This is a genomic window from Kingella denitrificans ATCC 33394 (assembly GCF_000190695.1).
Classification (GTDB): domain Bacteria; phylum Pseudomonadota; class Gammaproteobacteria; order Burkholderiales; family Neisseriaceae; genus Kingella_A; species Kingella_A denitrificans.
On sequence record NZ_GL870929.1, the window covers coordinates 1,271,131 to 1,296,202 of the forward strand.

The window sequence follows — 25,072 nt, forward strand, 5'->3', positions numbered from 1 at the left end:
CCCCTTTCCTTTCAACATGAATTATTTTATAGTTGGCAGACATTATTCATTGCCCGAATCTTTATGGAAAGCATTATCGAACTACGCCACTTGCGCACGCTGCTGGCCTTGGAAGAAACCGGCAGCGTGTCTTTGGCGGCGCAGCGCGTGTTTTTAACGCAGTCTGCTCTGTCGCACCAAATCCGCGTGCTGGAAAACCATTTCGGCACGCTGCTGTTTGAACGCAAATCCACACCGCTGCGCTTCACGCCTGCCGGCGAACGCCTGCTCAAACTGGGGCGCGAACTGCTGCCCCGCGTGGCTTCGGCAGAACGCGACCTGATGCAGATTATCCACGGTGATGCGGGCCAGCTCCGTTTGGCGGTGGAATGCCACACCTGCTTCGATTGGCTGATGCCGGCCATGGGCGTGTTCCGTCCGCAATGGCCGCAGGTGGAACTGGACATCGTGTCCGGTTTCCAAGCCGATCCGGTCAGCCTGCTGCTCACCCACCGCGCGGATATCGCCATCGTGTCGGAAGCCGTGCCGCAGGCAGGCATTGTGTACCAGCCGCTGTTTGCGTATGAAATGGTGGGTATTTGCGCGCCTGACCATCCGTTGGCGCAAAAAGACGTGTGGCAGGCGGAAGATTTCCGCGATGAAACGCTGATTAGCTATCCCGTACCGGACGATATGCTCGATTTGTTGCGCAAAGTCCTGCTGCCGCGCGGCATCAACCCCACGCGCCGCCACAGCGAGCTGACGATTGCCATTGTGCAACTGGTGGCCAGCAAACGCGGGATTGCCGCCCTGCCTTATTGGTCGGTCATGCCGTATGTCGAAAAACAATACGTCGTGGCGCGCACGCTCACCGACACGCCGCTGCAAAGCGAACTGTATGCCGCGCTGCGTGCCGAAGATGCCGAACGTGCGTATTTAACCGATTTCTGCAATATCGTCCGCAACGAAGGCTTTGCCACATTGCCCGGATTAAGCGCGCTGCATCTGCAGAACGAACTGGGCGAAACCCCGTCCCCATAACCACCCAACCAAAGTGCAGGCTGCTTTTAACATGAAAAAACACACCAAACACTTCCCCTTTTTAGCCATTCAGCGGCAACGTTTCTCGCTGGATTACCAAAACCGCAGCAGCGCCGACGGCCTGCCCGATGAAAAACAGTTTTACCGCTGGATTTGGCACGCACTGAAATCCCACTACCGCCGCGCCGAATTGTCGCTCGTGCTGCTTGATGAAGAAGAAGCCCGCGCCTACAATCGCGATTATCGCGGCAAAGACTACGCCACCAACGTGCTCAGTTTCGCGCTCAACGAAGGCGAATCCATGTTCGCCGACACGCAGGACACGCTATACGGCGACCTCATCATCTGCCCCCAAGTCGTTGCCAGAGAAGCGGCAGAACAAGGCAAACCGCTGCACCACCATTTCGCCCATCTGGTGATTCACGGCACGTTGCACCTGATGGGCTTCGACCATATCGAAGACGAAGATGCCGACCAAATGGAAGCCCTAGAAATCGAACTGCTCCGCCAGCTCAATATCCCCAACCCATACTGAATCCGCAATGACCACAGACAACCCACCCAGTCTCTTCGCCCGCCTACGGCAAAAATTTTCAAGCAACATTCTGCAAGACATGGACGCATTGCGCGCCCTGCTGCAACAATCGCACACCCAAGGCATTATCGACCAAGATACTTTGTCGCGCGTGGAAAACGTTTTGAATTTCAACCAAATGCACGTTCGCGATGCCATGATTAGCCGCGCCCAAATGGACGTGCTTAAAACCACCGACAGCATAGAACGCATTATCGCCTATGCCGTGGACACCGCCCATTCGCGCTTTCCCGTCATCGCCGACGACAAAGACCACATTATCGGCATTCTACACGCCAAAGACCTGCTCAAATTCACGCTGAATCCGGAGCAGTTTAAGCTGGACAACATCATCCGCCCCGCCGTGTTCGTGCCCGAAAGCAAGCCGCTCAACACGCTGCTGAAAGAATTTCAGGAGCAGCACAACCACATGGCGATTGTGGTGGACGAATACGGCGGTATTTCAGGATTGGTCACGTTTGAAGACCTGATCGAAGAAATCGTCGGCAAAATTGAGGACGAATTCGACGAAGAAGAAAACTATATTTCGCCCGTATCCTCCGAACGCTGGCGCGTACACGCCAAAACCGAAATCGACGACATCAACCAATATTTCGGCACGCAATACAGCAGCGATGAAGCCGATACCATTGGCGGGCTGATTATCCACGAACTGGGGCACCTGCCCGTGCGCGGCGAAAAAGTGCAACTGGGCGATTTGCTGTTCAACGTTGCCCGCGCCGACAACCGCCGCCTGCACACCTTGATGGTAACGCGCGTCAAAGCACCCGCCGAAACCGCAGAATCCTAAATCCGCAAGGCAAAAAGCAGCCTGCACTTCCATTTCCAAAGTGCAGGCTGCTTTTTATTCAGCCGTTTATTCGGCCGCAGGTGTTTCCTGTGCCTGATGGTACATAGCGTCAAAATTGATCGGCGCCAACAATACCGGCGGGAAGCCCGCACGCGTAATAGTGGAAGACACCACTTCGCGCGCATACGGGAACAGGATGTTCGGGCAGGCAATACCCAGCAGCATTTTCAAATCTTCTTCCGGCACATTTTCAATGCGGAAAATACCCGATTGGGTGACTTCATTCAAAAATACCACACGGTTGTCCGCCAATTTCACCGTTACCGTAACGGTCAGATTGCAGTCGTAAAAACCTTCTTCAACCGCTTTGGATTCTGTGCTGATACGCATATCCACTTCCGGCGTTTCCGCTTCCAGAAAAATTTGCGGCGCATGCGGCACTTCCAGCGACAAATCTTTCACATACAGTTTTTCAATGCTGAACACAGGTTGATTTTGCTGCTCAGGCGCAGTCGTTTGAACTTGTTCTTCGCTCATAATCATACTTCTTTCGATAAAACGCTATTTTCATAGCTGGTTGATAAATTTATTCTGCCGACAAAAGCGCAAGCAACTCGCCCTTCTGATGCAAAGCATATAAATCGGTAAATCCGCCGACATGCGTCTGCCCAATAAAAATCTGCGGCACAGAACGCTGGCCGGTAAGCTGCTGCATTTCCGTAAACTGTTCCGGCTCTTTATCCACGCGGATTTCTTCAATCTCGCTCACACCCACTTGCCGAAATAATTGTTTTGCCATAGTGCAATACGGGCAAAAAGCACCCGTGTACATTTTAATGTGCGGCATATTCTTCTGATTTCAATCATGGAAATAGAAAAAAACCAGATTCCAAAATAAAGAATCTGGTTTTTCTTCAATTTATTTCACAACACCAGATAGTGTTTGAACAATCTGAATTAACGAACTTCTTGAGTTACCAAAGAAGTGATGTGAACGTCTACGCGACGATCTGGCTCGATACAAGCAATCAACGCTTGACGGCGTTTAGCTTGAGATACGCGACGACCCAGTTTGTTCACTTCAGCTTGGCAAGAAGCAGTCATACGAGCTTGGCTTTCACCCAAGCCTGCAGCAGAGATTTTGCTGGCAGGAACACCGCGTTCAACCAAGTAGTTAGCCACTCGAGTTGCACGACGCTCAGACAATGCTTGGTTGTATTGCTCTGAACCCATGAAGTCAGTATGACCTTCAACACGTGCAGATTGTACGTTGCTGTCACCCAAACGTGCGGCCAATTGGTTCAATGTCTCAATTGCTTCAGGACGCAGAGTGTCTTTATCGAAACCGAACAGGAAGTTGCTGTTCAGAGATACGGTTTCAGTTCTGTATTGTGGTTGTTGAACCACAGGAGCAGGTGCGGTTTCAGGAGCACGGTCGCCACATTCCACCAAGCCGTTTTCAGCTTTATTCAGGTAAGTGTTTTCCCAGCATTCGCCGTAGTTGTTGCGAACAACTTCACCAGATTGTTCGCTAACAGTGTAACCGTGGGTTCCGTGCGCCATAGCACCAGTAGAAGCCAACAAAGCTACAATCAGTGCGCTTGCTTTAACATGTTTAGTCATTGTTATTCCCTCATCAAAAAAAATGATTAGTAGCAAATTTGGATTTGCCACTGACATAGATTCAGGCTTCCGCTACATAAAGCAGATAAAGACCCAAATTTAAACGTTGCCTACTATAAAGAATTTACGGCGGTGCTGTCAATAGAAAGACGGTTTTATGCCATAAGTCGTTCGGCTATAATGCCCAAACTGGGTTGCTTTGTCATATATTATTGCGTTTAACTTATTTTTTTGTTGCAAATTTGCGACACTTTAACAAGCAGCCTGCCATTTTGCTTTATTCGGGGCGGCGTGCTACATTTACACCCCTTGATTTTGGGATATTTACGCTATGAAATTGCAGCAGTTGCGCTATGTGGTGGAGGTGTTCCGCCGCAATTTGAACGTGTCGGAAGCCGCGGATGCTTTGTTTACTTCGCAACCGGGCGTTTCCAAGCAAATCCGTTTGCTGGAAGACGAACTGGGGGTGCAGATTTTCATCCGCAGCGGCAAACGTATTGTGGCAGTAACGCCTGCGGGTTTGTCGGTGCTGGAAATGGCGGAACAGGTGTTGCGCCATGTGCAGAATATCAAGCACATCGGCGATGAGTTTTCGGACGCGCACCAAGGCGTGCTGAATATTGCGGCAACGCATCATGTGGCGCGTTTCCGTTTGCAGGCTACTTTGAAACAGATGGCGGAGCATTATCCCGATGTGCAGCTTTCCGTCCGCCAAAGCACGCCGGCGCAAATGGCGGAATGGGTGCGCAACGGCGAAGTGGATTTTGCCATCGGCCAAGATATGCCGGCGGGCATACACAATCTGAAGCTGCTGCCCTGCGGCACTTGGCGGTACGGGTTATTGGTGCCGGCCGGGCATGATTTGTGCAGGCTGCCTGCGGTGGCGTGGTCGGATTTGGCGGCGCATCCTTTGTTGGCATACAGTTTCGCGTTCCAATCCACTTCGTCTGCGGCGCGTGCGGCATTGAAGGCGCGGATGCACGATTTGCACATTGCTTTGGAATCGGACGATGCGCAACTGCTGAAAGATTATGTGCGCTTCGGCTTGGGCGTGGCGTTAATCGACGCACAAGCCTATCTGCCGGAGCAGGACGGCGATTTGGTGCTGCTGGACGTTGCCGCCCTGTTCGAGCCGACCGAATACCACGTTGCCCTGCGTGAAGACGCGCTGCTGCGCCATTACCAATACGATTTCCTGCAATGGCTGCATCCGGATTTAACGCACGACCGCGTCCGAAAACTCCTGTTTGCCCCTGCGGTGGAGGATTTCTCCATTTGAACGCGCCGCACAAAAGCAGCCTGCACAGTTTCCTGCACCGTTTATGGTGCAGCACGCCCTGCCGCTTCCTGCGCTTTGTTTCGCAGCGCTTCAACGAAGCCAACATCCTGCAAACCGCAGGCAGCCTCACATTCACCACGCTGTTGGCGTTGGTGCCGCTGCTCACCGTCATCCTGATTGTATTGGCCGCCTTCCCCATGTTCGGCGACATTTCCGCCCACTTCATGGATTTGGTCCACCGCATCATCGTCCCCAGCGGCGCATCTGCCATCGCGGATTATCTGGACCGGTTTAAAGAACAGGCCGTCCGCATGACCGCGCTCGGTATTGCCGTGATGGTGGTTACGTCATTGCTGCTGATTCAGACCATCGACCAAACCTTGAACCGCATTTGGCGCGTCCAGCGCGGCCGCCCGTGGTGGATTAGTCTGACCGTTTATTGGGCGCTGCTCACCATCGGCCCGCTACTGGTCGGCATCAGCCTGTCGGTGTCTGCTTACGGTTTGGCCCAAAACACCGACTATTTCTTTTCAAGCAGCCTGCACTTTGTCGGCAACGTGCTGGGCAACGCAGTGTTCCTGTTCTTGCTCTACCGCCTTGTGCCGAACTGCCACGTCCCCCTGCTGCACGCCGTGTCAGGCGCACTCATCATCGGCCTTTTGCTGGAAACCGCCAAATACGGCTTCGGTATCTATATCAGCCATTTCAACAGTTATGCCCCCGTGTACGGCGCGTTTTCCATCATTCCGATTTTTCTGGTGTGGCTTAACCTGTTGTGGCTCATCATTTTAAGCGGCGCGCTGGTCATCGCCTGCATCGGCGACTGGCACAGCCAGCAGGACGAAATGCAGCAGCCGGACCATGTGTTCAACCAAATCATCGCCATTTTGCTGCTGCTCGCAGATGCGCAACAACACGGCAAAGCGCTCACACTCCGCGCCATGCACCAGCAACTGCCCATCGGCCGCAGCCAAATCGAAATCCTGCTGCTGCGTTTGGCGAAAATACAATACGTTACCGAAAGCAAACGCGGCTGGCTGCTGAAAACCAGCCCCGAGCAGATTTGGCTGTCCGACCTGTTCCACCATTTCGTGTACCGCCGCAACGCCCTACCGCAAAACCCCTTGCTCAACGAGCGCATGACCGAATGCTGCCAACCGCTGCACGTCAATATCGCGCAACTTTATCGGCAGCAATGATACGGCGTGCAGGCTGCTTTGACGCTTTCACGCACCCAAAAAGCAGCCTGCACAGCAAAAAACGATGGCGTTCCCATTCATTGGAAAACCATCGTTTTTTTGTTTCCATCAAAGTGCAGGCTGCTTTTATAGTGAATTAAAATCGCAATGATACGGCGTTGGCTCGCCTTGACGTACCATTTGTACGCCTTGCGGCTCACCGCCTTGTCTCATTTTTATTTTAATCCACTATTGCGGCTGCCCGTCCGACGCTTCCGCCGTGGCAAAACGCTGCGCCACGCCGGCCGCAATCCGTTCCAAACTGTTCGATTGCGCTTCGTGATACGCTTCGTCCAGCGCATAGGCAAAGCCCACCGCATCCGTGCCGCCGTGGCTTTTAATCACCACGCCGCGCAGCCCCAGGAAAATCGCCCCATTGAAGCGGCGCGGGTCGAGCCGTTTTTTGAAGCCGCCCAACGCAGGCAGCGCACCCAGCGCGCCCAGCTTGGTCAGCCAGTTGCGGTTCAGCTCTTCTTTAATCGCACCGCCGATAAATTTGACCGTACCTTCCATCGTTTTCAGCGCGATATTGCCGACAAAGCCGTCCGCCACCACCACATCGACCCCGCCGCTGAAAATCTCGTTGCTTTCCACATTACCGATAAAATTCAAAGAACTGCTTTTCAGCAAACCGAATGCCTGCTTCACCACTTCCGTGCCTTTGATGTCTTCCGAACCGATATTGAGCAGGCCGACCCGTGCAGGCTGCTTTTGCGAGTGGAGCGCATTGAACAATTCGCTGCCCAGCACGGCAAACTGCCACAACTGTTCCGCGCTGCAATCCACGTTCGCGCCCAAATCCAGCATCAGCGTCAAGTGGCCGCCCTGCGCCGGCAGGAATTTGGCAATGGCGGGCCGTTCGATGTGCGGCAGGGTTTTGAGCACGAAACGCGCCGTGGCCATCAGTGCGCCGGTGTTGCCCGCCGACACGGCCGCCTGCGCTTTGCCGCCCTTCACTTGCTCGATGGCAATGCGCATGGACGAATCTTTTTTGTTTTTCAATGCGTGCTGAGGCGCTTCGTCCATCGCCACCACTTCGGTAGCATGCACGATTTCGATGCGGTCCAAAGGCGCGCCGGCCGATGCCAAAGCAGCCTGCACCTGCTCTTGATGGCCCACCATCAGCAACCGCACATCCGGTTGGCGGTTCAAAAATGCGGCGGCGGCAGGAGCGGTCACATCCAAACCCACATCGCCGCCCATTGCATCAACGGCTAACGTTATCATAACTATCCATTTTTCTTTTCAATCAATCATTACCGCTGGCGGTATTCTTCGCAGCCGTATTCTTTATCGGCATTGCCGAATGCGGTGTCGCGCACGGAAATAATCGTGCCGTCCGTGTCGGTTACAACGATACGGTAGGTGTGCTCCCCAGTATAGTACTTGTAATTCTGGTAATACTGCACATTGCCCTGCTGGCCCACATACGCCTGACGGACATCGTACAGCGCGATACGCCAGGCATAAAGATTGCGAACTTCTTTATTCTTCACACAGTTATAACGCACAATATCCGGCATACGGCCGGCGCGCTCCACAATAAACTCGCTGACATCTTTGCCGCGCCAACGCACGGTGTCGTGTATGCGGACGGTGGTGGCGCAACCGCCCAACAGCAACACGGCGGCAGACAGAAGAAACAGCCGTTTGAAATTCAGGGCATGAGTGGACACGATACTCTCTTTTCTTAAATAACGGGATAATTTTGCACAAAAGCAGCCTGCACTCTGCAGAACAAAGTGCAGGCTGCTTTTTTCGCATCAGGCTTCTGCCTGCGAATGCTGGGCGCGCGCATTGTGCGCCTCGATATCAGCAGCATCCCAGGGATAGTTAATCCACAAATCATTCACTTCCAGCCCGGCAAAATAATGCACGCCTTCGGGAATAGTGCCTTGTTTTTCTTTCAGTTTGTTGTGAATCACCGCAAAACCGATTTCGGCAAACCCTTCTTTTTGCAATTCGGTCAAGACAAAATCGGCCGTGATGCGGCTGTCGTCCACCTCGTCCACCACCAGAATGTTTTTGCCGACGATGTTTTCGGGAATCGGGTCAATCCATTGCACTTTTTGGATTTCGTCCGCCGTTTCATCGCTCGTCTCACCCAAATAATACGCCGTACTGACCGCATAAATCGGGATATCCAAAAAGCAGCGCAGCATACGCGCCGGAATAAAGCCGCCGCCGCCAATGGCAATCATGGCATCGTATTTCACGCCGCTGTTTTGCACTTTTTCGGCCACTTGTTTGACCACTTTATGGATATCGTCATAGGTGTACCAGATTTTCTTAACCATTGCAGCGCTCCTTCACATTCAAACTGCAAAATCCAAACAATAAAAGCCAGACGATAGTGCAAACGCGCAATCGCTGGCTTTCGGAATCATCCGATTACTCGCCTTTGGCTTTCATCACTTTACGGCCACGATACATGCCATTTGGCGAAATGTGGTGCGGGCGGTGCACTTCGCCGGTGGCGCTGTCCACAGACAGTGCAGGCGCGGTCAGCGCATCGTGCGAACGGTGCATACCGCGGCGTGAAGGGGATTTTTTGTTTTGTTGAACAGCCATGTCAAGCTCCTAAAAAATAAAGTGGAATATAAGGTTAGTCCGATTTTTTCAAACCTGCCAAAACGGCGAACGGATTGGGTTTGCTTTGATTGACGGCGGCCGAGTCGGCATTGCCGCATTGTTCGTGCCGGGGTGAAAACGGCAAAGCCATCAGGATTTGGTCTTCAATCAGCGAAAACACGTCCAATTCATCGGCGGAAAGCATGCCTTCCAATTCTTCATCGGCCAGCATGGCTTCGTCAAGCTGCGCTTCGGTGGGAAACAGCACAATCGGCACGTGTTCGTCCAGCTCGAAATTTTCGATCGGCTGCATACAGCGTTGGCACTGCAACGGTACGCGCCCCGACAAAGCCAGCGTGAGCACGGGGCGTTGCCAGCGGTCGGTCGAGCCTGTCAGCGTGTATGCCAGCTCGGACGACAAATCGGCAATATCGTGCGACCATGTCCGCTCGTCCAAATCCCGCAGGGCAACCGTGCCGTGCAGACGTTCTTTTTTGAGCGCAAACGCTTGGGGGTCAATCAATATTCGGTTTAACATAAACGCGGAATGATATAATTTTATGGCTTTACAGTCAATCTTTTTACGCGATTTATCCGCAGTCAACCGCCCAAACAGGGTGCAGGCTGCTTTTGTGTCCGCCGCACCGTTCTCCAGAAAGGCTTCATCATGAATACACCGATTATTTTGGCGTCCACTTCCGTGTTCCGTCAGCAGCAGCTGCGCACGCTGGGCATTCCTTTCACCGCGGCCAAGCCGATGTTTGACGAAACGCCGCTGGCAGGCGAATCCGCGGCCGACACGGCTTTGCGTTTGGCCGAAGGCAAGGCGCGCTCGCTGGCGGAGATTTATCCGCAGCATTGGATTATCGGGGCCGACCAAGTGGCGTGGTGCAACGGCCGGCAGTTGGGCAAGCCGATGAGTGTTGCCAATGCGGAACAGATGTTGCGCGAATTATCGGGGCGGCGCATTGAGTTTTACAGCGCGGCGTGCGTGCTCGACACGGCAAAAAGCAGCCTGCACACGCATGTGGACACCACCGTGGTACAGATGCGCGTGTTGTCGGACGAACAAATCCGCCGTTATCTGGCGCGCGAACCCGATGCCGTTTATTGTGCGGGCGCAGCAAAAAGCGAAGGTTTGGGCGCGGCTTTGCTGTGGCGTATCGACAGCGAAGACCCGAACGCGCTGATTGGCCTGCCGCTGTTCTGGCTGGTGTCGTGTCTGCAACGGTTGGGGTTCGATGTGCTTACCGAAGGCGAATAACCCGTTCATTTTCAGTCTATAAGCGGATGAAAATAAAAATAAGGTAAGGCACCATGATAAAAGCAGCCTGCACTTCGGATAATCGGGTGCAGGCTGCTTTTTTGATTCGGCAACACGGTCAAACTTCGTCCGCCCAAGTGCCGAACGGATGCTTGCTCAAATACGCATTGGTGAAGCGGCCGTCTTCGGTGATTTCCGCGCCCAGCCAATCGGGTTTCGGGAACGGCGCATGTTCATCGGGCAACTCCAATTCCGCCACCACCAGCGGCGCGTTGTCGCCAAAAAATTCGTCAATTTCAAATACAAAGCCTTCGTGCGCGATGCGGTAGCGGTGCTTCTCGATTTTAAACGGGCACACGGTCGCCAACATGGTTTGCGCGTCGGCCAACGGGATTTCATATTCGAACTCGTGCCGGCTCACATCGGAAATATAGCCCTTCACCGTGAGCCACGCGCGGCTGCCCGACACACGCACGCGAATCGTGCATTCCTTTGCCACGCTGATGTAGCCCTGCTGCATCACTTCGGGCGCACCCGCCGCGGCACGCCATGCATCGCTGTTCAACAAAAAGCGGCGTTCGATTTCAATTTGCGCCATAAAAAGCAGCCTGCACTTTCATCACAATTCAGTTTCCAAACGGTTTAAACAAAGCAAAATAAACGGCGGCCAGCAGCAAAAACACGGGCAGCTCGTTGAACACGCGGTACCAGCGGTGGGAATGCGTGTTGCGCCGCGCCGCAAACCGTGCCAGCAGCCTGCTGCACCACACATGATACCCCAGCAGCAGCAGCGCCACAGCAATTTTGGCATGCACCCACGGCGCAAAACCGATGGCAAACAGCGGCATGGCCAAACCGCATACCAGCGCGCCGACGCACCAAGGCTGCATGAAGCGGTACAGTTTCTGCGCCATCAGCAGCAGCCGCGCGTATTCGCCCTCCCCTTCGGCCATGGCCAGGTTCACAAAAATGCGCGGTAGGTAAAACAGGCCGGCAAACCACGCCACAATAAAAAATATATGAAAAAATTTCAGCCAAAGAAACATTGCGTTCTCCAAAAGCGGCTAAAAAAAATCCGCCCCAAAGCAGGAGCGGATGTTTGGGCAACACCGTATTAAACGGAACGTTTGAACATATTGCCGAATTTTTGGTTGAATTTGTCCACGCGACCGGCGGTATCCACGATTTTTTGTTTGCCGGTGTAGAACGGATGGCATTCGGAGCAAACCTCGATGTTGAAGTTTTCTTTTTCCATAGAAGATTGCGTGGTGAATTTGTTGCCGCAAGAGCAAGTCACGTTCACTTCGTGGTAAGTCGGATGAATATCTTGTTTCATTTGGATTTCCTTAAAAAGCGGGCGCAGGGGTTTTGCCTGCACTTCATTGATAAAGCGCGGCATTATCCTTGTTTTTACGCAATTTGGCAAGTGCCGCGATAAATTTATAGTACAATACCGCCTTTTTTCACACTCCCCAAAAAGCAGCCTGCACATGAAGAAATACCTCCCCTATTTCATCACCGCCGTTACCGCGCTCGTCCTCGACCAAATCAGCAAACTGTGGATTCTGGCGCACTTCCAATTCGCGGAACGGCTCAATATCATCCCCGGCTTTTTCGATTTGACGCTGGTGTACAATCCCGGTGCGGCATTCAGCTTTCTGGCGGGCGCGGGCGGTTGGCAAAAATATCTGTTCATGCTGCTTGCGTTTGCCATCAGCGGCTGGCTAGGCAACGAAATCCGCAAAGGCGAGCTAGGCAAAACCGGTAATTTCGCCGCCGCCATGATTATCGGCGGCGCGTTCGGCAACGTCATCGACCGCTTCGCTTACGGCAAAGTGGTGGATTTCCTGCTGGTGTATTGGCAAAACTGGCATTACCCCGTGTTCAACATTGCCGACTGCTTTGTCTGCGTGGGCGCGGTTTTGCTGGTGATTGACAGCATCCGCCACAAAAAGAAGGCCGCATAAGCCCGAAAGCAGCCTGCACCCTCCCATTTTCCGAAGAAAGACGCAACCATGCCCCCAAAAACCATCATGCTGGCCAATCCGCGCGGCTTCTGCGCCGGCGTTGACCGCGCCATTTCCATTGTGGAACGCGCCCTGGAAGAATTCGGCGCGCCGATTTATGTACGGCACGAAGTGGTCCACAACAAATTCGTGGTGGACGGCCTGCGCGAAAAAGGCGCAGTGTTTATTGACGATTTGGCCGACGTGCCGCCGGGCGCAACGCTGATATATTCCGCCCACGGCGTGAGCAAAGCGGTGCAGGCCGAAGCCGCAGAGCGCGGTTTCCGCGTGTTCGACGCCACCTGCCCGCTGGTGACCAAAGTCCACAAAGAAGTGGCACGCTTGGACGAACAGGGCTATCAAATCATCATGATCGGGCACGCCGGCCATGTGGAAGTGGAAGGCACGATGGGGCAGCTCCCGCCGGGCAGGATGCTGCTGGTGCAGACAGTGGACGACGTAGGCAGCCTGCACATTGCCAATCCCGAAAAAGTGGCGTATGTCAGCCAGACCACATTGTCGGTCGATGAAACCAAAGACATTATCGCAGCGCTGAACGAACGTTTCCCGCACATTAAAAATCCGCACAAAGAAGACATTTGCTACGCCACCACTAACCGCCAAAAAGCAGTGAAAGATTTGGCGGACGAATGCGACGTCGTGATTGTGGTCGGCTCACCCAATTCGTCCAACAGCAACCGTCTGCGCGAAGTGGCGGCCGTGCGCGGCGTGGAGGCTTATATGGTGGACAACGCCGAACATTTGCAGCGCGAATGGTTCGCCGGCAAACGCAAAGTGGGGCTGACCGCCGGTGCCAGCGCGCCCGAAGTGCTAGTGCAGGGCGTCATCGACCGGCTGACCGCTTGGGACATCGACCACATCGAACAAGGCGAAGGCATTGAAGAGAGCATCGTCTTCGTGCTGCCCAAGGAATTACGAAAATAAACCAAGCGTCCGCCAAATTTAATATTCGCTTATTGCTTCTTAACAAAGGCCTGTGGCATGATGACCACGTTAGCGGAACCTTACCGTTAACGGTGTTGCATTATTTCAATTTAACTTTCCTTTGTGGAGAAAACCTATGCTGACCAAAATGATTCGTTACACTTTAATCGCCGTATGCGCAGGCAGCCTGGCCGCGTGCTATATCGTGCAGCCTGCACCAGGCTCCGACGTTGTGATTCAGGGCAACCGTTAATTTTTGGAGAGACAATCATGAAACCCATGAAAAATGTGCTTTTGTTGGCCGCTTTGGGTGCCGTATTGACCGGCTGTTATGTGGTGCCTGCATCTTCCACCGTCCGCGTCGGCGATGCGGGAGGTGTGCGTACCGGCGGCAACTCCATGCAGGTGCGCCTGTATCCCACCAACGCCGTGGCGCAACAGCAAGGCCCTGCCCAAGCCGTTGTGAGCATTGACCAAAACGGACACGGCACGTTCTCCTCCTATATTGCCGGCGAATCCTTCACGGGCGACGCGACACGCAACACCAGCTCGCGCTCCGGCAAAGCCAACGGTGCAGCCGCCAGCGGACGCTACATCTCCTGCGACTACACCATGAATTCGCCGACCGTGGGCACAGGCAGCTGCCGCATGTCTACCGGCGCGACATACAGCATGCACTTCTCCCGCTGATGAGGAAACCCAAAAGCAGCCTGCACTTCGATTGTGAAAGTGCAGGCTGCTTTTTCATTGCCCGAAAGCAGCCTGCACCCTGCCCTGCCACACGAATCCGCATTTTTCTCTCACAGACAGCCCGTTTCGTCTTACAATAACACCCGCTTTATCTACAATAAACAAGGACACAACCATGCCAGACTACCGCTCCAAAACCTCCACCCACGGCCGCAATATGGCGGGCGCACGCGCATTGTGGCGCGCCACCGGCGTGATGGAAACCGACTTCGGCAAGCCCATCATCGCCGTTGCCAACTCGTTCACCCAATTCGTGCCCGGCCATGTTCACCTGCACAACATGGGCCAACTGGTTGCCCGCGAAATCGAAAAAGCCGGCGCAATCGCTAAAGAATTCAACACCATCGCCATCGACGACGGCATCGCCATGGGGCACAGCGGCATGCTGTATTCCCTGCCCAGCCGCGATTTGATTGCCGACTCCATCGAATATATGGTCAACGCCCACTGCGCCGACGCGCTGGTGTGCATTTCCAACTGCGACAAAATCACCCCAGGAATGCTGATTGCCGCCATGCGCCTGAACATCCCGACCATCTTCGTTTCCGGCGGTCCGATGGAAGCGGGCAAGGTCATCGGCGTGGCCAACATCCAGCCCGAACGCCGCTTGGACTTGATTGACGCCATGATTGAATCGGCGGACGACAATGTCAGCAACCAACAGGTCGAAGAAGTCGAACAAAACGCCTGCCCGACCTGCGGCTCCTGCTCCGGCATGTTCACCGCCAACTCCATGAACTGCCTGACCGAAGCACTCGGTCTGTCCCTGCCCGGCAACGGCTCCTACCTCGCCACCCACGCCGGCCGCAAAGAATTGTTCCTCGAAGCCGGCCGCATGATTGTCGAAATCACCAAACGCTATTACGAGCAAGACGACGAAACCGTGTTGCCGCGCAGCATCGCCACCAAAAAAGCGTTTGAAAACGCCATGACCATGGACATCGCCATGGGCGGTTCCACCAACACCATCCTGCATTTGCTCGCCGTTGCCAACGAAGCGGGCGTGGATTTCAAAATGGCCGACATCGACCGCTTAAGCCGCGTCGTCCCCTGCATCTGCAAAACCGCGCCTAACAACCACGACTACTACATGGAAGACGTGCACCGCGCCGGCGGCATCTTCGCCATCCTGAAAGAATTGGACAAAGCGGGCAAACTGCACACCGACGTGTACACCATCCACGCGCCGACGTTGAAAGACGCGATTGAACAATGGGACGTAACCAATCCCGAAAACACCCACGCCATCGAACGCTTCAAAGCCGCGCCCGGCGGCGTACGCACCACCCAAGCGTTCTCGCAAAACCGCATGTGGAAAACCCTCGACCTCGACCGCGAAAAAGGCTGCATCCGCAATGTCGAACACGCCTACTCGCAAGACGGCGGTTTGGCGGTCTTGTTCGGCAACATCGCCGAACGCGGCTGCGTGGTAAAAACCGCAGGCGTGGACGAGAGCATCCTCAAATTCACCGGCCGTGCCCGCGTGTTTGAAAGCCAAGAAGCCGCCGTCGAAGGCATTTTGGGCAACCAAATCGTCGCCGGCGACATCGTCATCATCCGCTACGAAGGCCCGAAAGGCGGCCCGGGCATGCAGGAAATGCTGTATCCGACTTCCTACCTGAAATCCAAAGGCTTGGGCAAAGCCTGCGCCCTGCTGACTGACGGACGATTCTCCGGCGGCACATCAGGCCTCTCCATCGGCCATGCTTCACCCGAAGCGGCGGAAGGCGGCGCCATCGGCTTGGTGTACGAAGGCGATACGATTGAAATCGACATCCCCAACCGCAGCATCAACCTGAAAGTGTCCGACGAAGAACTAGCCGCCCGCCGCGCCGAAATGGAAGCACGCGGCAGCAAAGCGTGGAAACCGGAAAACCGCGACCGCTACGTCTCCGCCGCCCTGCGCGCCTACGGCGCAATGGCGACTTCCGCCGACAAAGGCGCGGTGCGCGACGTATCGCAAATTGAACGGTAAAACAGTACGGCAATAAAGGTTTCAGACGACCATACGGTATCGTAGGTCGTCTGAAACCTAAAAAGCAGCCTGCACTTTCGGAAAATCCAAGTGCAGGCTGCTTCAAATCCGTAACCGATAGAAAGACAACAATGACAAAATATTGGATTGGCACCGTATCCCAAGAACACGTCCTGCGCGGCGTGTCAGGCGGGTTCTGCCAAGTGTGCCACGGCAAAGCCGCACCGCTCAACCGCATGAGGTGCGGCGACTGGCTGCTTTATTACAGCCCGAAAATCTGCATGGACGGCGCGGAAAAACTGCAAGCCTTTACCGCATTCGGCCAAATTACGGACGATACCGCCTATCCGTTCCAAATGAGCGAGACCTTCATCCCCTTCCGCCGCAATGTGGAGTATGCCGAAACCCGCCGCAACTGCCCGATAGACATCATCCGCACACATCCCGAATGGAAAAAATACGCCTCCATGCTGCGTTACGGACATTTTGAAATCAGCCGCGATTTCTTTGATTTTGTGCGGACGTATATGCAGTTGCCGCCCGACACGGTCTGGCAACAACAGGGATTTTTGTAAGGCGGGTAAAAGTGCTGCTGTTGCAGGCTGGCGGCACCATTTGCACCGAAGGTACGGCAGGCGACCGTGAAGCCACACCCCAACGCGCCTGCGCAAAAATCGATGGCGGATACGACCATTTTGCCGTTTAACAGTCACAAAAAATCCGAGGTCGTCTGAAAACTTAAAACAGCCTGAATCAATTTCATTGTGCAGGCTGCCTACAAATAGCGGCTAAATGCCACTAAAATTTAGAAAAGATATTCCGATGAGCATTTATTTCTATATAAAAAACCCCAAAAAGCTATTCCGCCGCGCACCTGTATTGACGGTGCAAGAGTGTTTCCAGCTTTCATCGCAGCCGTTGGCACAATTTTCATTTAACGAACACGATAAAAATTTTGATTTACAACAATTTCAAGCCCGACCGCTCTCCGATTTCGCATGCCTGCTGCTTGGCGTGAACGAAAAAAGCGGCAGGGGACTTGAGCTATCCTTTGATAAAGACACACAGGAATACGCTGTGCGGCAACTCACGCCCAGCACTTTGGAAGACTGGCAAATCGCCCTACAATATTTGGCTGATTTAGCCCGCGCGCTCAAACAACCGATTACCTGCGAAACCGGTGAAACCTTCACCGCCGACACTATCCAAACCTTCGATTTCAAACCCAATATACAGACCGGCATATCCATAGTGCCTTTTGAAGGCGAAGAAGATTTACTCGGCTACAAACTGTGCGGTGTTACCCGCCCCGTAGCCCTGAATAAAGAGCTTCGCGAAAAAATTCTGGCCGACCAAGACCCGCTGGTAGCCTTCAGCCGCTTTATGCGGGAAATCCAATGGCTGGATGCCTATTCCGCACAACAAATCATCGCACGGGAAAACGATTCGGGCGAATATATCGGCTTCTACACCTTAAGCCCCAATCTGCCGACCATTCTGCCTTATCGGCCGGAAATAGAATATGATACCGCCATGAACCTGCCCAATACCGACATCAGCCGTTGGCTGCTCGTCCTGCGCAACAGCACCAACGGTTCATTTACCGAACTGCCCTACGATACCTTTATTGCACGGCTGCCAAAAGAAAAATACCGTTTCATTGATGCCGCCTATATATTGTTAGACGCCTTCACGGAAGACGAATTGGCGCAGCTGGGTATGGAATAATCTTCAACAGATAATCCGATTTTGGCTTATGCCGATATTTTTCAGTGTGCGCCAAAACCAGTTAAGGCAGAAAACCACGCGCCGAATAAAAAACATATCCTCAAAGGCCGCCTGAAAGCACCCGCTCCAATAAAATGAAAAAGTGCAGGCTGCTTTTCAACGCCCAAAAAGCAGCCTGCACCCGACCAATCACCCATGAACACCCAAATCCTCAAAACCCTGCTGCTTTTCCTCTTTACCGCGCTGGCCGAAATCATCGGCTGCTGGCTGCCCTATTTGTGGCTGCGGCAGGGCAAAAGCGCGTGGTTGCTGCTGCCTGCCGCCGCCAGCCTTGCGCTGTTTGCCTATCTGCTCACCCTGCATCCTGCTGCCAGCGGGCGGATTTATGCGGCATACGGCGGCGTGTACATCGTCACCGCCTTGTTCTGGCTGCGCGTTGCAGACGGCGTGCTGCCCAAAACCAGCGACTGGCTGGGCGCGGCCTTGTGTTTGTGCGGCGCGGCAGTCATTGCCTGGGGCGGCCGTGCATAGGCCGAAAGTAATACAAAAAGCAGCCTGCACCCGTCATCCGCCAACCATTTTTTTCTATTGATTTGATATATAAAGGAAACACAAATGACTTATCCCAACTGCCCCCAATGCCAGTCTTCACTGACCTACCACGATGGCACGCAACTGGTTTGCCCCGAATGCGCCCACGAATGGCCGGAACACGATACGGACAATGAAGGCGAACAAGCGGCCGTGGTGAAAGATGCCAACGGCGCGGTGCTGAACGACGGCGACACCGTGGTGCTGATTAAAGACTTGAAAGTGAAAGGCAGCAGCATGGTCATCAAGCAAGGCACGAAAGTGAAAAACATCCGCCTACAAGAAGGCGACCACGACATCGGTTGCAAAATTGACGGCACGCCGATGAATTTGAAATCGGAATTTGTGAAAAAAGCCTGATAAAAAGGGCTTTGAAAAAGTGCAGGCTACTTTTGAAGGTTTTAAAACCCGAAAAGCAGCCTGCACTTGGTTTGCGTGGCGGATTAGCGTTGCAGCAGCACCAAATGTTCGGTTTTGCTGCGTGGGCGCGCGCCTTCCCACAGCACGGTGTGTTCGGGGCGGGTTTGCTGCGGATTGTATTGCGCGAAAATATAGCGGCAGCGGCCGGGTTCGGTTTGATACGGCAATGCGGCATATTGCTGCCATGCGTGCCGTGCTTCAAAGTGCTGCGGCGAAATCGACACGCATTCTTCGCGCGCGGCAATGCGTTGTAGCACGGCGGACTGGCTTTGCCGAAGTTGCTGGATGGGCGGGCGGTACGATTTGGCGGCGTCTATCCACGGCAAAAACAAGGTCATGAGCAATGCCCACACCAGCGTGATGCCGGCCGCCCAGTTGGTGATGGCTTGACGGCCGCGGATGCGTTTACGCGTAACGGCCACCAGCCACATAACGGTGAACAGCAGCGCCACGGCCATGTGCGCGGTGTTGGCGGCGGGCGTGTAATACGGGCTGAAATAAATGGCGCGGGAAGCGAGCTTGGCCGGAATGCCGTAATTCATGGCAACGAAACCCATCCACAAAAACAAGGCCGCCGCACCAAACACGGCACCGCCGAACCAGTTAAGGAACGCCGCCGCGCCGCGCCGCAAACGGTCGAGCTGCGCCGCGCCCAACAAGGCCAACGGCGGCAGCACCAGCACCAGCAGGTCTTGGTTGCGCTCCGGATTGCAGGCCAGAAACAGCCCGAACAAAACCAGATAGCTCAATACCCACGTCTGCACGCGGCTGCCGCTTTGGTGCTTGCGGGACAGCGTCCACACCGCCAGCGGCCAGGCGGGGAAGGCAAACCAAAGGCTGTGCGTGGCGTAATAGCCCAACTGAAAAGCAGCCTGCACCTGCCGCGTGCCGCCGTAGCTGCCGAACAAATGCTGTTGCAGGTAAACGGAAAATTCAGAAGGCGCGGTTAAAAACAGGGCGAGCGGATATAGCGTAAGCAGCGGCAGCGTCATGCACCACGCGCCCAAATGCGAGGCAAAATAACGCGGCGTGCGCCAAGGGGCGAACAGAAACTGCAGGCTGCCTGCAAGCAGCAACAGCAACGCCGCCGCAAAACCGGCCGACTGCGACACCAGCGTCGCGCCCAATGCCAGCCAAACCGCACCGAACACGGCCTGGCGCGGCGCAATCGCATAGCCCCACATCGCCAAACCCACGCCGGCGAAAGTGGGCGAATGCGCGCCGAGGAAATGGGCAATGGGCAGCAGGCCGATACTGCCGATTAAAATCAGCACCACGCTGCGGCCGTGGTGGCGGCCCAGGAAGCGGTAGCCCGCCATGCCCGCGCCAAAAAGCCCGATGCTGCCGAACAACACGCTGGCAAAGCGCGCGGCGGAATACGCATCCGTCAGCCACGGCGAAAGCAGCCTGCGGAAAAACGCCGCCGTGTGGATATAAACCGGCGACACGCCGAAATACGGCTCGCCATACAGCGTCGGCAGCCAGCGCGGATTCGCCGCCATTTCGTCCACCGCCTGCATCACGCCCAATTCGCCGGGCTTCCACAAATCGTGTTGGAACACGCCCGGCCACAGCCATATCAACACCAGCAGCAGCAACAGCCACGGATATTCGTTGGTGCGCGGCACGGCGGTCACGGGTTTCGGGGTGTAGGTCAGCATAAAGCGGCTCCTGTGTTGGTTCGACACGGCAAGGCGCCGTATCCGTGCGCTGCAAAACGGCAAAAGCAGCCTGCACTTGGAAACCGTTCAAATACAGCCGTTTTCGTCAATATCAATTATATTATTCGTGTGATTCGGTGGCATGTTGCGGCAGGCGGTGCGCGCGCCAGCTGCCCGTCAGGAACACGGCTACGCCCAGCCAAACCAAGGCATATCCCGTCAGCCGCGCGCCGTTCAACGGCTCGTGAAACATGACGATGCCGAGCAAAAGCTGCAAGGTGGGCGACACATATTGCAACATGCCCAGCAGCGAAAGCGGAATGCGTTTCGCGCCCTCGGCAAACAGCAGCAGCGGAATGGTGGTGGCCGCGCCCGAAAGCAACAGCACCGAAGTCTGCAACGCATTCAGTTGCGAAAAATACAGCGTGCCGCCCCAAAAGCACAGCAGCAGATAGCCCAGCGCCACGGGGGCGAGAATGAAGGTTTCCAATGCCAGCCCCGCCAATGCGGGCATGGGCGCGGTTTTACGAATCAGCCCGTACAGCCCGAAACTGGCGGCCAGCACGATGGATATCCACGGAATCTGCCCTGCCGGCACCGCCAGCCAGACAATGCCGCCTGCCGCCAGACACAGCGCCAGCACATGAAGGCGGTTCAGCTTTTCGCGCAAAAACACGAATCCCAGCAACACGTTCACCAGCGGGTTGATGAAATAGCCCAAGCTGGCATCGAGCACATGGCCGTTCAGAATCGCCCACAAATACACCAGCCAGTTAATGGCCACCAACACGGCGGTGAGGGTGAAAATGCCCAAAATTCTGGGGCGCAAGGCAGCCTGCACCACTTCGCGCCATTGGCGGAACACCGTGAGCAGCACGCCGGCAAACACGGCCGACCAAACAATGCGCTGCGCCAATATCTGTATGGAGGGCATGTCGGACTGGTTGAGCGGATACCAAAACAGGGGGAATACGCCCCAAATCAGATAACAGACCAGCGCGTACAATGCGCCTTTTTTAATGTCGTTCATCGCGTATCGTGCGGAAAAATCCGTTATGCTACGCGCTTGGTGCATGGTCGTAAAGACCAAAAAAACGTATAATGCGCGCTGAATTTCCAAGTGCAGGCTGCTTTCGGCAAACCAACGTTCAAAAAGCAGCCTGCACCTTCCAACCAATGTTTCGCCCGATGGGAACCTTTATGTCACAACAACTCAACCCTGCCCTCAACACCGCATTCAAAGCCGCACGCAAAGCAGGCGACCTGATGCTGCGCGCATCGAACAACCTTTCTGCCGTCCGCGTGGACAGCAAAGCCGCCAACGACTTCGTTTCCGATGTGGACAGACAGGCCGAAGACATCATTGTCGGCACATTGCAGGAAGCCTATCCGCAGCACCGCATCCTGACCGAGGAAGCAGGCGTGCTGGGCAACGAACGCGCCGAATACGAATGGATTATCGACCCGTTGGACGGCACCACCAACTATCTGCACGGCCATCCGCAATACGCCATCAGCATTGCCCTGCTGCACAAAGGCGTGTTGCAGGAAGCCTTGGTTTATGCGCCCGAACGCAATGATTTATACACCGCATCGCGCGGGCAAGGCGCATTGCTGAACAACCGCCGCATCCGCGTATCCGGCCGCTTTGAACTGAACCAATGCCTCATCGGAACAGGCTTCCCCGTGGTGGACCAATCCATGCTCGACCGCTATCTGGCCATCCTGAAAACCATGATTCAGAAAACCGCCGGCGCACGGCGCGAAGGGGCGGCATCACTCGATTTGTGCACGCTGGCCGCCGGACGCACCGACGCATTTTTCGAATTCAACCTGAAACCGTGGGACATGGCAGCAGGCGCGCTGATTGTGCAGGAAGCCGGCGGCGTGGTAACCGACTTTGAAGGCGAGCAAAACTGGCTGAACAGCGGCAATATCGTTGCCGCCAACCCCAAACTGCTGGTACAAATGCTGAAAATCCTGGCGCAACACCCCGCATAAACCCAACGGAAGGACACGCAATGAAAACATCCGTCATCACCGCCGCCATGGCTTTGGCACTGTCCCTGCCCGTGCAGGCTGCTTCCAACGAACTGAACTACAATCTGGTCGATTTCAACGAAACCGCCAGCGTGCGCGTGCCGAACGACACCATGAACGTGGTGCTGGAAGTGCAGGAAACCGGCACATCGCGCCAAGCCGTGAGTAACGCGGTAACCCGCCGCCTGAATGCCGTGCTGGCCCGCGCCAAAGCCGCGCCGCAACTGTTTGAAGTGGAATCCGGCAACCGCAGCGCCTATCCGCAATACAGCGAATATAACAGCAACGGCAACCGCCGCGTGATTACCGGTTGGACGGACACCGCCACCGTGAGCATCAGCAGCCGCAATTTCGATGCGTTGAGCAAACTGGTGGCCGACAGCCAAAACGATGCCTCCGTGGACCGGCTGACCTTCTCCGTATCGCCCGCCAAACGCACCGAAGCCGTGAACCAGGCCAGCGACACGGCATTGCGCACCTTCCAGCAGCGCGCGCAGCACATGAGCAAAACGCTGGGCTTTTCGGGCTATAAAATCGTGCGCATCCAATTCAACCAGTCGTTCGACAATGCGGATTTCGGCGAAGGGGTCAGTTTTGCCGCCGCCCCGCAAGCGGCCATGATGCGCGCACGCACCAAATCGGCGGAAATCGGCCAAGTCAGCCCGGGCATGCAGGAAATCCGCCAAACGATTCACGTATCGGTACAGATGTATTGATGAAACGAAGTGCAGGCTGCTTTTCCCATCCCCAAAAAGCAGCCTGCACTTTGTTTAACGCTATTTAATCGCAGATGAAAATATAGTCGATTAAAATAAAAATGAGACAAGGCGGCGAGCCGCAAGGCGTACAGATAGTACGTCAAGGCGAGCCAACGCCGTATCATTGCAATTTTAATCGACTATAAACATGAGACAAGGCGGCGAGCACACGCCGCATCATGGCGGTTTTCATCCACCATATCCGAACCCCGCGAAGGCCAGCATTATGAATAAAGTCGATTTTTCCCGCTTTGCCCAAAGCAAAATCCTGGTGGTGGGCGATGTCATGCTCGACCGCTACTGGTTTGGCGACGTGTCGCGCATTTCCCCCGAAGCCCCCGTGCCGATTGCCAAAATCAACCGCATCGACAACCGCGCGGGTGGAGCGGCGAACGTGGCGCGCAATATCGCCGCACTGGGCGGACAGGCCACGCTGCTTTCCGTGGTGGGCGACGACGAAGCCGCCGACACGCTGGACGAACTGATGCGGCAGGAAGGCATTTGCAGCCACCTGATGCGCAGCCCCGATATGCCCACCATTCTGAAACTGCGCGTTCTGTCGCGGCAGCAGCAGCTGATACGGCTCGACTTCGAGCACCGTCCCGACCCGGGCAGCCTGCACCAAATCGACGCACAATACCGCAGCCTGCTGCCCGATTTCGATGCCGTGATTCTGTCGGACTACAACAAAGGCGTGCTGCATTCCGTGGCCGACTGGATTGCCGCCGCGCGCGCTTTGGGCAAACCCGTGCTCATCGACCCGAAAGGCACGGATTTCAGCAAATACAAAGGCGCCACCCTGCTCACCCCGAACCGCAGCGAACTGAAAGAAGCCGCCGGCGCATGGGCGAACGAAGCGGAGCTTATCGGCAAAGCGCAAAAACTTCGCGAAGAACTGGATTTGCAAGCATTGCTGCTCACCCGCAGCGAAGAAGGCATGAGCCTGTACCGCGCCGAACAAATCGACCACCACCCCACGCGCGCGCAGGAAGTGTATGACGTTTCCGGCGCGGGCGATACCGTGATTGCCGTCATGGGTTTATGCGTTGCCGCCGGTTACAGCCTGCCCGAAGCCATGCACATCGCCAACGCCGCCGCAGGCGTGGTGGTGGCGAAACTGGGCACCGCCGTGTGTTCGCAACAAGAATTGCAGAACGCGCTGGCGAAGTGAAAAGCAGCCTGCACTTTCAAGATTACAAAGTGCAGGCTGCTTTTGAATTTGGGCAGCGGTTTAACAAACAATGGAAAATCACGACCGCTTGCGGAGAAAAAACCTGACGATAGAACAAAAAATATGTAAGACCCCCATAAACACAAAAGCAAAAATAAAACTGGCAGGTATAGCGACTATGGCCATAATACTGGTCATCGGTATTATGAAAAAAACGATGAAAATCAGCAAAGAAGCTATACCGGCAAAGCTGAAGCTGATATTGTTAATATCCACGATTCCAAACAACTGATAGCAAAAACAAAACAATACACTTAACCAAGACATGAGTTCGCCAACCGCCACAACGGCTTCAAAAAAATCATCATCGCGCATGTCATTCCCCCTCTTTTTTGCAGACCTTGTCAAAAATCGAACAGCCATAGCAGCCTGCACATTTCCACAAACAACACACAAAACAAAAACCCTGCTAAAAAAGCAGGGTTTTTAACAACTGGCACGCCCACGGGGAATCGAACCCCGGTTACCGCCGTGAAAGGGCGATGTCCTAACCGCTAGACGATGGGCGCGGATAAAAAAGATTCTTGGCGCACCCGGAGCGATTCGAACGCCCGACCCTTTGGTTCGTAGCCAAATACTCTATCCAA

Annotated in this window: 31 protein-coding genes and 2 tRNA genes (1 of these 33 cut by a window edge); 17 read left to right on the forward strand and 16 right to left on the reverse strand. The window is 54.8% G+C overall.

Features of this window, described 5'->3' with window-relative positions; translation table 11 throughout:
- The first annotated feature begins 63 nt into the window (after positions 1 to 63).
- From HMPREF9098_RS06365 to HMPREF9098_RS06375, 3 genes are read left to right on the forward strand one after another with little or no spacing between them, the layout of a single operon-like run.
- Positions 64 to 1,020, forward strand: a complete 957-nt coding sequence (locus tag HMPREF9098_RS06365; RefSeq protein ID WP_003783050.1) for a LysR family transcriptional regulator — start codon at positions 64 to 66, stop codon at positions 1,018 to 1,020.
- 31 nt (positions 1,021 to 1,051) lie between these two features.
- Entirely contained in the window at positions 1,052 to 1,555 is a 504-nt protein-coding gene (ybeY, locus tag HMPREF9098_RS06370) for an rRNA maturation RNase YbeY (protein WP_003783051.1), read from the forward strand.
- 7 nt (positions 1,556 to 1,562) lie between these two features.
- The gene (locus HMPREF9098_RS06375; RefSeq protein ID WP_003783053.1) at positions 1,563 to 2,405 is read left to right on the forward strand and encodes a CorC family transporter; all 843 of its coding nucleotides are present in this window, start codon (positions 1,563 to 1,565) and stop codon (positions 2,403 to 2,405) included.
- Positions 2,406 to 2,471: 66 nt separating this feature from the next.
- On the opposite strand, the gene secB is transcribed toward HMPREF9098_RS06375, so the two are convergent.
- From secB to HMPREF9098_RS06390, 3 genes are all read right to left on the reverse strand, one after another.
- Complete coding sequence (gene secB, locus HMPREF9098_RS06380) at positions 2,472 to 2,942, reverse strand: protein-export chaperone SecB (protein WP_050781238.1); 471 nt, start codon at positions 2,940 to 2,942, stop codon at positions 2,472 to 2,474.
- Positions 2,943 to 2,991: 49 nt separating this feature from the next.
- Entirely contained in the window at positions 2,992 to 3,252 is a 261-nt protein-coding gene (grxC, locus tag HMPREF9098_RS06385) for a glutaredoxin 3 (protein WP_003783057.1), read from the reverse strand.
- Between the two features lie 110 nt (positions 3,253 to 3,362).
- Complete coding sequence (locus tag HMPREF9098_RS06390; protein WP_040564324.1) at positions 3,363 to 4,028, reverse strand: OmpA family protein; 666 nt, start codon at positions 4,026 to 4,028, stop codon at positions 3,363 to 3,365.
- A gap of 331 nt (positions 4,029 to 4,359) precedes the next feature.
- On the opposite strand from HMPREF9098_RS06390, the gene HMPREF9098_RS06395 reads away from it, so the two are divergent.
- Entirely contained in the window at positions 4,360 to 5,307 is a 948-nt protein-coding gene (locus HMPREF9098_RS06395; protein ID WP_003783061.1) for a LysR substrate-binding domain-containing protein, read from the forward strand.
- Entirely contained in the window at positions 5,304 to 6,506 is a 1,203-nt protein-coding gene (locus HMPREF9098_RS06400; RefSeq protein ID WP_003783062.1) for a YihY family inner membrane protein, read from the forward strand. The genes HMPREF9098_RS06395 and HMPREF9098_RS06400 overlap by 4 nt, the downstream gene beginning before the upstream one ends.
- Before the next feature lie 228 nt (positions 6,507 to 6,734).
- On the opposite strand, the gene plsX is transcribed toward HMPREF9098_RS06400, so the two are convergent.
- The 5 genes from plsX to HMPREF9098_RS06425 all read right to left on the reverse strand — a co-directional run bounded on the left by plsX (position 6,735) and on the right by HMPREF9098_RS06425 (position 9,654).
- Positions 6,735 to 7,772: a phosphate acyltransferase PlsX gene (gene plsX / locus HMPREF9098_RS06405; RefSeq protein ID WP_003783065.1), complete on the reverse strand. Its 1,038-nt coding sequence runs from the start codon at positions 7,770 to 7,772 to the stop codon at positions 6,735 to 6,737.
- A 29-nt stretch (positions 7,773 to 7,801) separates the two neighbouring features.
- Entirely contained in the window at positions 7,802 to 8,221 is a 420-nt protein-coding gene (locus tag HMPREF9098_RS06410) for a hypothetical protein (protein WP_003783067.1), read from the reverse strand.
- Positions 8,222 to 8,308: 87 nt separating this feature from the next.
- Entirely contained in the window at positions 8,309 to 8,842 is a 534-nt protein-coding gene (locus HMPREF9098_RS06415) for a phosphoribosyltransferase (RefSeq protein ID WP_003783069.1), read from the reverse strand.
- Positions 8,843 to 8,936: 94 nt separating this feature from the next.
- Positions 8,937 to 9,116, reverse strand: a complete 180-nt coding sequence (rpmF, locus tag HMPREF9098_RS06420) for a 50S ribosomal protein L32 (RefSeq protein ID WP_003783071.1) — start codon at positions 9,114 to 9,116, stop codon at positions 8,937 to 8,939.
- A gap of 34 nt (positions 9,117 to 9,150) precedes the next feature.
- The gene (locus HMPREF9098_RS06425; RefSeq protein WP_050781239.1) at positions 9,151 to 9,654 is read right to left on the reverse strand and encodes a YceD family protein; all 504 of its coding nucleotides are present in this window, start codon (positions 9,652 to 9,654) and stop codon (positions 9,151 to 9,153) included.
- 129 nt (positions 9,655 to 9,783) lie between these two features.
- Here HMPREF9098_RS06425 and HMPREF9098_RS06430 point away from each other — a divergent pair, with 129 nt between their 5' ends.
- Positions 9,784 to 10,380 (forward strand): Maf family protein, encoded by a 597-nt coding sequence (locus HMPREF9098_RS06430; protein ID WP_003783073.1) that lies wholly within the window; start codon positions 9,784 to 9,786, stop codon positions 10,378 to 10,380.
- 118 nt (positions 10,381 to 10,498) lie between these two features.
- Here HMPREF9098_RS06430 and HMPREF9098_RS06435 read toward each other — a convergent pair whose 3' ends face one another.
- The 3 genes from HMPREF9098_RS06435 to rpmE all read right to left on the reverse strand — a co-directional run bounded on the left by HMPREF9098_RS06435 (position 10,499) and on the right by rpmE (position 11,716).
- On the reverse strand, positions 10,499 to 10,978 hold the full coding sequence (locus tag HMPREF9098_RS06435; RefSeq protein WP_003783075.1) for a CYTH domain-containing protein: 480 nt from the start codon (positions 10,976 to 10,978) through the stop codon (positions 10,499 to 10,501).
- A gap of 28 nt (positions 10,979 to 11,006) precedes the next feature.
- On the reverse strand, positions 11,007 to 11,426 hold the full coding sequence (locus tag HMPREF9098_RS06440) for a CopD family protein (protein WP_003783077.1): 420 nt from the start codon (positions 11,424 to 11,426) through the stop codon (positions 11,007 to 11,009).
- Between the two features lie 68 nt (positions 11,427 to 11,494).
- Entirely contained in the window at positions 11,495 to 11,716 is a 222-nt protein-coding gene (gene rpmE, locus HMPREF9098_RS06445) for a 50S ribosomal protein L31 (RefSeq protein WP_040564809.1), read from the reverse strand.
- Positions 11,717 to 11,870: 154 nt separating this feature from the next.
- Between rpmE and lspA the strand changes: the two genes are divergently transcribed.
- The 8 genes from lspA to HMPREF9098_RS06485 all read left to right on the forward strand — a co-directional run bounded on the left by lspA (position 11,871) and on the right by HMPREF9098_RS06485 (position 18,735).
- Complete coding sequence (lspA, locus tag HMPREF9098_RS06450; RefSeq protein ID WP_040564325.1) at positions 11,871 to 12,347, forward strand: signal peptidase II; 477 nt, start codon at positions 11,871 to 11,873, stop codon at positions 12,345 to 12,347.
- A 48-nt stretch (positions 12,348 to 12,395) separates the two neighbouring features.
- Positions 12,396 to 13,331 carry a 4-hydroxy-3-methylbut-2-enyl diphosphate reductase gene (gene ispH / locus HMPREF9098_RS06455; RefSeq protein ID WP_003783082.1) on the forward strand — a complete coding sequence of 312 codons (936 nt, stop codon included), beginning with the start codon at positions 12,396 to 12,398 and terminating at the stop codon, positions 13,329 to 13,331.
- Between the two features lie 270 nt (positions 13,332 to 13,601).
- Positions 13,602 to 14,021, forward strand: coding sequence for a hypothetical protein (locus tag HMPREF9098_RS06460; protein WP_003783084.1), 420 nt, complete (start codon positions 13,602 to 13,604; stop codon positions 14,019 to 14,021).
- 175 nt (positions 14,022 to 14,196) lie between these two features.
- Positions 14,197 to 16,056, forward strand: coding sequence for a dihydroxy-acid dehydratase (gene ilvD / locus HMPREF9098_RS06465; protein WP_003783086.1), 1,860 nt, complete (start codon positions 14,197 to 14,199; stop codon positions 16,054 to 16,056).
- Between the two features lie 131 nt (positions 16,057 to 16,187).
- Positions 16,188 to 16,631 (forward strand): EVE domain-containing protein, encoded by a 444-nt coding sequence (locus HMPREF9098_RS06470; RefSeq protein WP_003783090.1) that lies wholly within the window; start codon positions 16,188 to 16,190, stop codon positions 16,629 to 16,631.
- 247 nt (positions 16,632 to 16,878) lie between these two features.
- Complete coding sequence (locus HMPREF9098_RS06475; protein WP_040564326.1) at positions 16,879 to 17,784, forward strand: DUF4299 family protein; 906 nt, start codon at positions 16,879 to 16,881, stop codon at positions 17,782 to 17,784.
- A gap of 195 nt (positions 17,785 to 17,979) precedes the next feature.
- Positions 17,980 to 18,315 (forward strand): YnfA family protein, encoded by a 336-nt coding sequence (locus tag HMPREF9098_RS06480; RefSeq protein WP_003783096.1) that lies wholly within the window; start codon positions 17,980 to 17,982, stop codon positions 18,313 to 18,315.
- Positions 18,316 to 18,399: 84 nt separating this feature from the next.
- Positions 18,400 to 18,735: a zinc ribbon domain-containing protein YjdM gene (locus HMPREF9098_RS06485; RefSeq protein WP_003783098.1), complete on the forward strand. Its 336-nt coding sequence runs from the start codon at positions 18,400 to 18,402 to the stop codon at positions 18,733 to 18,735.
- Positions 18,736 to 18,818: 83 nt separating this feature from the next.
- Here HMPREF9098_RS06485 and HMPREF9098_RS06490 read toward each other — a convergent pair whose 3' ends face one another.
- Together HMPREF9098_RS06490 and rarD are read right to left on the reverse strand one after the other, a co-directional pair.
- Positions 18,819 to 20,456, reverse strand: coding sequence for an ArnT family glycosyltransferase (locus HMPREF9098_RS06490; protein ID WP_003783100.1), 1,638 nt, complete (start codon positions 20,454 to 20,456; stop codon positions 18,819 to 18,821).
- A gap of 121 nt (positions 20,457 to 20,577) precedes the next feature.
- On the reverse strand, positions 20,578 to 21,486 hold the full coding sequence (gene rarD, locus HMPREF9098_RS06495) for an EamA family transporter RarD (RefSeq protein WP_040564810.1): 909 nt from the start codon (positions 21,484 to 21,486) through the stop codon (positions 20,578 to 20,580).
- Positions 21,487 to 21,656: 170 nt separating this feature from the next.
- On the opposite strand from rarD, the gene HMPREF9098_RS06500 reads away from it, so the two are divergent.
- From HMPREF9098_RS06500 to rfaE1, 3 genes are all read left to right on the forward strand, one after another.
- Positions 21,657 to 22,457 carry an inositol monophosphatase family protein gene (locus HMPREF9098_RS06500; RefSeq protein WP_003783103.1) on the forward strand — a complete coding sequence of 267 codons (801 nt, stop codon included), beginning with the start codon at positions 21,657 to 21,659 and terminating at the stop codon, positions 22,455 to 22,457.
- 20 nt (positions 22,458 to 22,477) lie between these two features.
- Positions 22,478 to 23,212, forward strand: coding sequence for an SIMPL domain-containing protein (locus tag HMPREF9098_RS06505; RefSeq protein WP_003783104.1), 735 nt, complete (start codon positions 22,478 to 22,480; stop codon positions 23,210 to 23,212).
- 268 nt (positions 23,213 to 23,480) lie between these two features.
- Positions 23,481 to 24,425 (forward strand): D-glycero-beta-D-manno-heptose-7-phosphate kinase, encoded by a 945-nt coding sequence (gene rfaE1, locus HMPREF9098_RS06510; RefSeq protein ID WP_003783106.1) that lies wholly within the window; start codon positions 23,481 to 23,483, stop codon positions 24,423 to 24,425.
- A 78-nt stretch (positions 24,426 to 24,503) separates the two neighbouring features.
- On the opposite strand, the gene HMPREF9098_RS11185 is transcribed toward rfaE1, so the two are convergent.
- From HMPREF9098_RS11185 to HMPREF9098_RS12085, 3 genes are all read right to left on the reverse strand, one after another.
- Entirely contained in the window at positions 24,504 to 24,800 is a 297-nt protein-coding gene (locus HMPREF9098_RS11185) for a hypothetical protein (RefSeq protein WP_050781240.1), read from the reverse strand.
- A gap of 119 nt (positions 24,801 to 24,919) precedes the next feature.
- Positions 24,920 to 24,994: transfer RNA gene (locus HMPREF9098_RS06515), tRNA-Glu, on the reverse strand.
- A gap of 16 nt (positions 24,995 to 25,010) precedes the next feature.
- A tRNA-Arg gene (locus HMPREF9098_RS12085) sits at positions 25,011 to 25,072 on the reverse strand (it continues 65 nt past the right edge of the window).

What these genes read in the sequence shown, in the direction of transcription:
- HMPREF9098_RS06500 (WP_003783103.1), top strand. Translation starts at nt 21,657, where the DNA reads ATGTCACAACAACTCAACCCTGCCCTCAACACCGCATTCAAAGCCGCA.
- rfaE1 (WP_003783106.1), top strand. Translation starts at nt 23,481, where the DNA reads ATGAATAAAGTCGATTTTTCCCGCTTTGCCCAAAGCAAAATCCTGGTG.
- HMPREF9098_RS06490 (WP_003783100.1), bottom strand. Translation starts at nt 20,456, where the DNA reads ATGCTGACCTACACCCCGAAACCCGTGACCGCCGTGCCGCGCACCAAC.
- lspA (WP_040564325.1), top strand. Translation starts at nt 11,871, where the DNA reads ATGAAGAAATACCTCCCCTATTTCATCACCGCCGTTACCGCGCTCGTC.
- HMPREF9098_RS06430 (WP_003783073.1), top strand. Translation starts at nt 9,784, where the DNA reads ATGAATACACCGATTATTTTGGCGTCCACTTCCGTGTTCCGTCAGCAG.
- HMPREF9098_RS06395 (WP_003783061.1), top strand. Translation starts at nt 4,360, where the DNA reads ATGAAATTGCAGCAGTTGCGCTATGTGGTGGAGGTGTTCCGCCGCAAT.
- HMPREF9098_RS06435 (WP_003783075.1), bottom strand. Translation starts at nt 10,978, where the DNA reads ATGGCGCAAATTGAAATCGAACGCCGCTTTTTGTTGAACAGCGATGCA.
- rpmF (WP_003783071.1), bottom strand. Translation starts at nt 9,116, where the DNA reads ATGGCTGTTCAACAAAACAAAAAATCCCCTTCACGCCGCGGTATGCAC.
- grxC (WP_003783057.1), bottom strand. Translation starts at nt 3,252, where the DNA reads ATGCCGCACATTAAAATGTACACGGGTGCTTTTTGCCCGTATTGCACT.
- HMPREF9098_RS06415 (WP_003783069.1), bottom strand. Translation starts at nt 8,842, where the DNA reads ATGGTTAAGAAAATCTGGTACACCTATGACGATATCCATAAAGTGGTC.
- HMPREF9098_RS06440 (WP_003783077.1), bottom strand. Translation starts at nt 11,426, where the DNA reads ATGTTTCTTTGGCTGAAATTTTTTCATATATTTTTTATTGTGGCGTGG.
- HMPREF9098_RS06425 (WP_050781239.1), bottom strand. Translation starts at nt 9,654, where the DNA reads ATGTTAAACCGAATATTGATTGACCCCCAAGCGTTTGCGCTCAAAAAA.
- HMPREF9098_RS06475 (WP_040564326.1), top strand. Translation starts at nt 16,879, where the DNA reads ATGAGCATTTATTTCTATATAAAAAACCCCAAAAAGCTATTCCGCCGC.
- rpmE (WP_040564809.1), bottom strand. Translation starts at nt 11,716, where the DNA reads ATGAAACAAGATATTCATCCGACTTACCACGAAGTGAACGTGACTTGC.
- HMPREF9098_RS06460 (WP_003783084.1), top strand. Translation starts at nt 13,602, where the DNA reads ATGAAACCCATGAAAAATGTGCTTTTGTTGGCCGCTTTGGGTGCCGTA.
- HMPREF9098_RS06470 (WP_003783090.1), top strand. Translation starts at nt 16,188, where the DNA reads ATGACAAAATATTGGATTGGCACCGTATCCCAAGAACACGTCCTGCGC.
- HMPREF9098_RS06485 (WP_003783098.1), top strand. Translation starts at nt 18,400, where the DNA reads ATGACTTATCCCAACTGCCCCCAATGCCAGTCTTCACTGACCTACCAC.
- ilvD (WP_003783086.1), top strand. Translation starts at nt 14,197, where the DNA reads ATGCCAGACTACCGCTCCAAAACCTCCACCCACGGCCGCAATATGGCG.
- ybeY (WP_003783051.1), top strand. Translation starts at nt 1,052, where the DNA reads ATGAAAAAACACACCAAACACTTCCCCTTTTTAGCCATTCAGCGGCAA.
- HMPREF9098_RS06365 (WP_003783050.1), top strand. Translation starts at nt 64, where the DNA reads ATGGAAAGCATTATCGAACTACGCCACTTGCGCACGCTGCTGGCCTTG.
- secB (WP_050781238.1), bottom strand. Translation starts at nt 2,942, where the DNA reads ATGAGCGAAGAACAAGTTCAAACGACTGCGCCTGAGCAGCAAAATCAA.
- HMPREF9098_RS06480 (WP_003783096.1), top strand. Translation starts at nt 17,980, where the DNA reads ATGAACACCCAAATCCTCAAAACCCTGCTGCTTTTCCTCTTTACCGCG.
- rarD (WP_040564810.1), bottom strand. Translation starts at nt 21,486, where the DNA reads ATGAACGACATTAAAAAAGGCGCATTGTACGCGCTGGTCTGTTATCTG.
- plsX (WP_003783065.1), bottom strand. Translation starts at nt 7,772, where the DNA reads ATGATAACGTTAGCCGTTGATGCAATGGGCGGCGATGTGGGTTTGGAT.
- HMPREF9098_RS06390 (WP_040564324.1), bottom strand. Translation starts at nt 4,028, where the DNA reads ATGACTAAACATGTTAAAGCAAGCGCACTGATTGTAGCTTTGTTGGCT.
- HMPREF9098_RS11185 (WP_050781240.1), bottom strand. Translation starts at nt 24,800, where the DNA reads ATGCGCGATGATGATTTTTTTGAAGCCGTTGTGGCGGTTGGCGAACTC.
- ispH (WP_003783082.1), top strand. Translation starts at nt 12,396, where the DNA reads ATGCCCCCAAAAACCATCATGCTGGCCAATCCGCGCGGCTTCTGCGCC.
- HMPREF9098_RS06375 (WP_003783053.1), top strand. Translation starts at nt 1,563, where the DNA reads ATGACCACAGACAACCCACCCAGTCTCTTCGCCCGCCTACGGCAAAAA.
- HMPREF9098_RS06505 (WP_003783104.1), top strand. Translation starts at nt 22,478, where the DNA reads ATGAAAACATCCGTCATCACCGCCGCCATGGCTTTGGCACTGTCCCTG.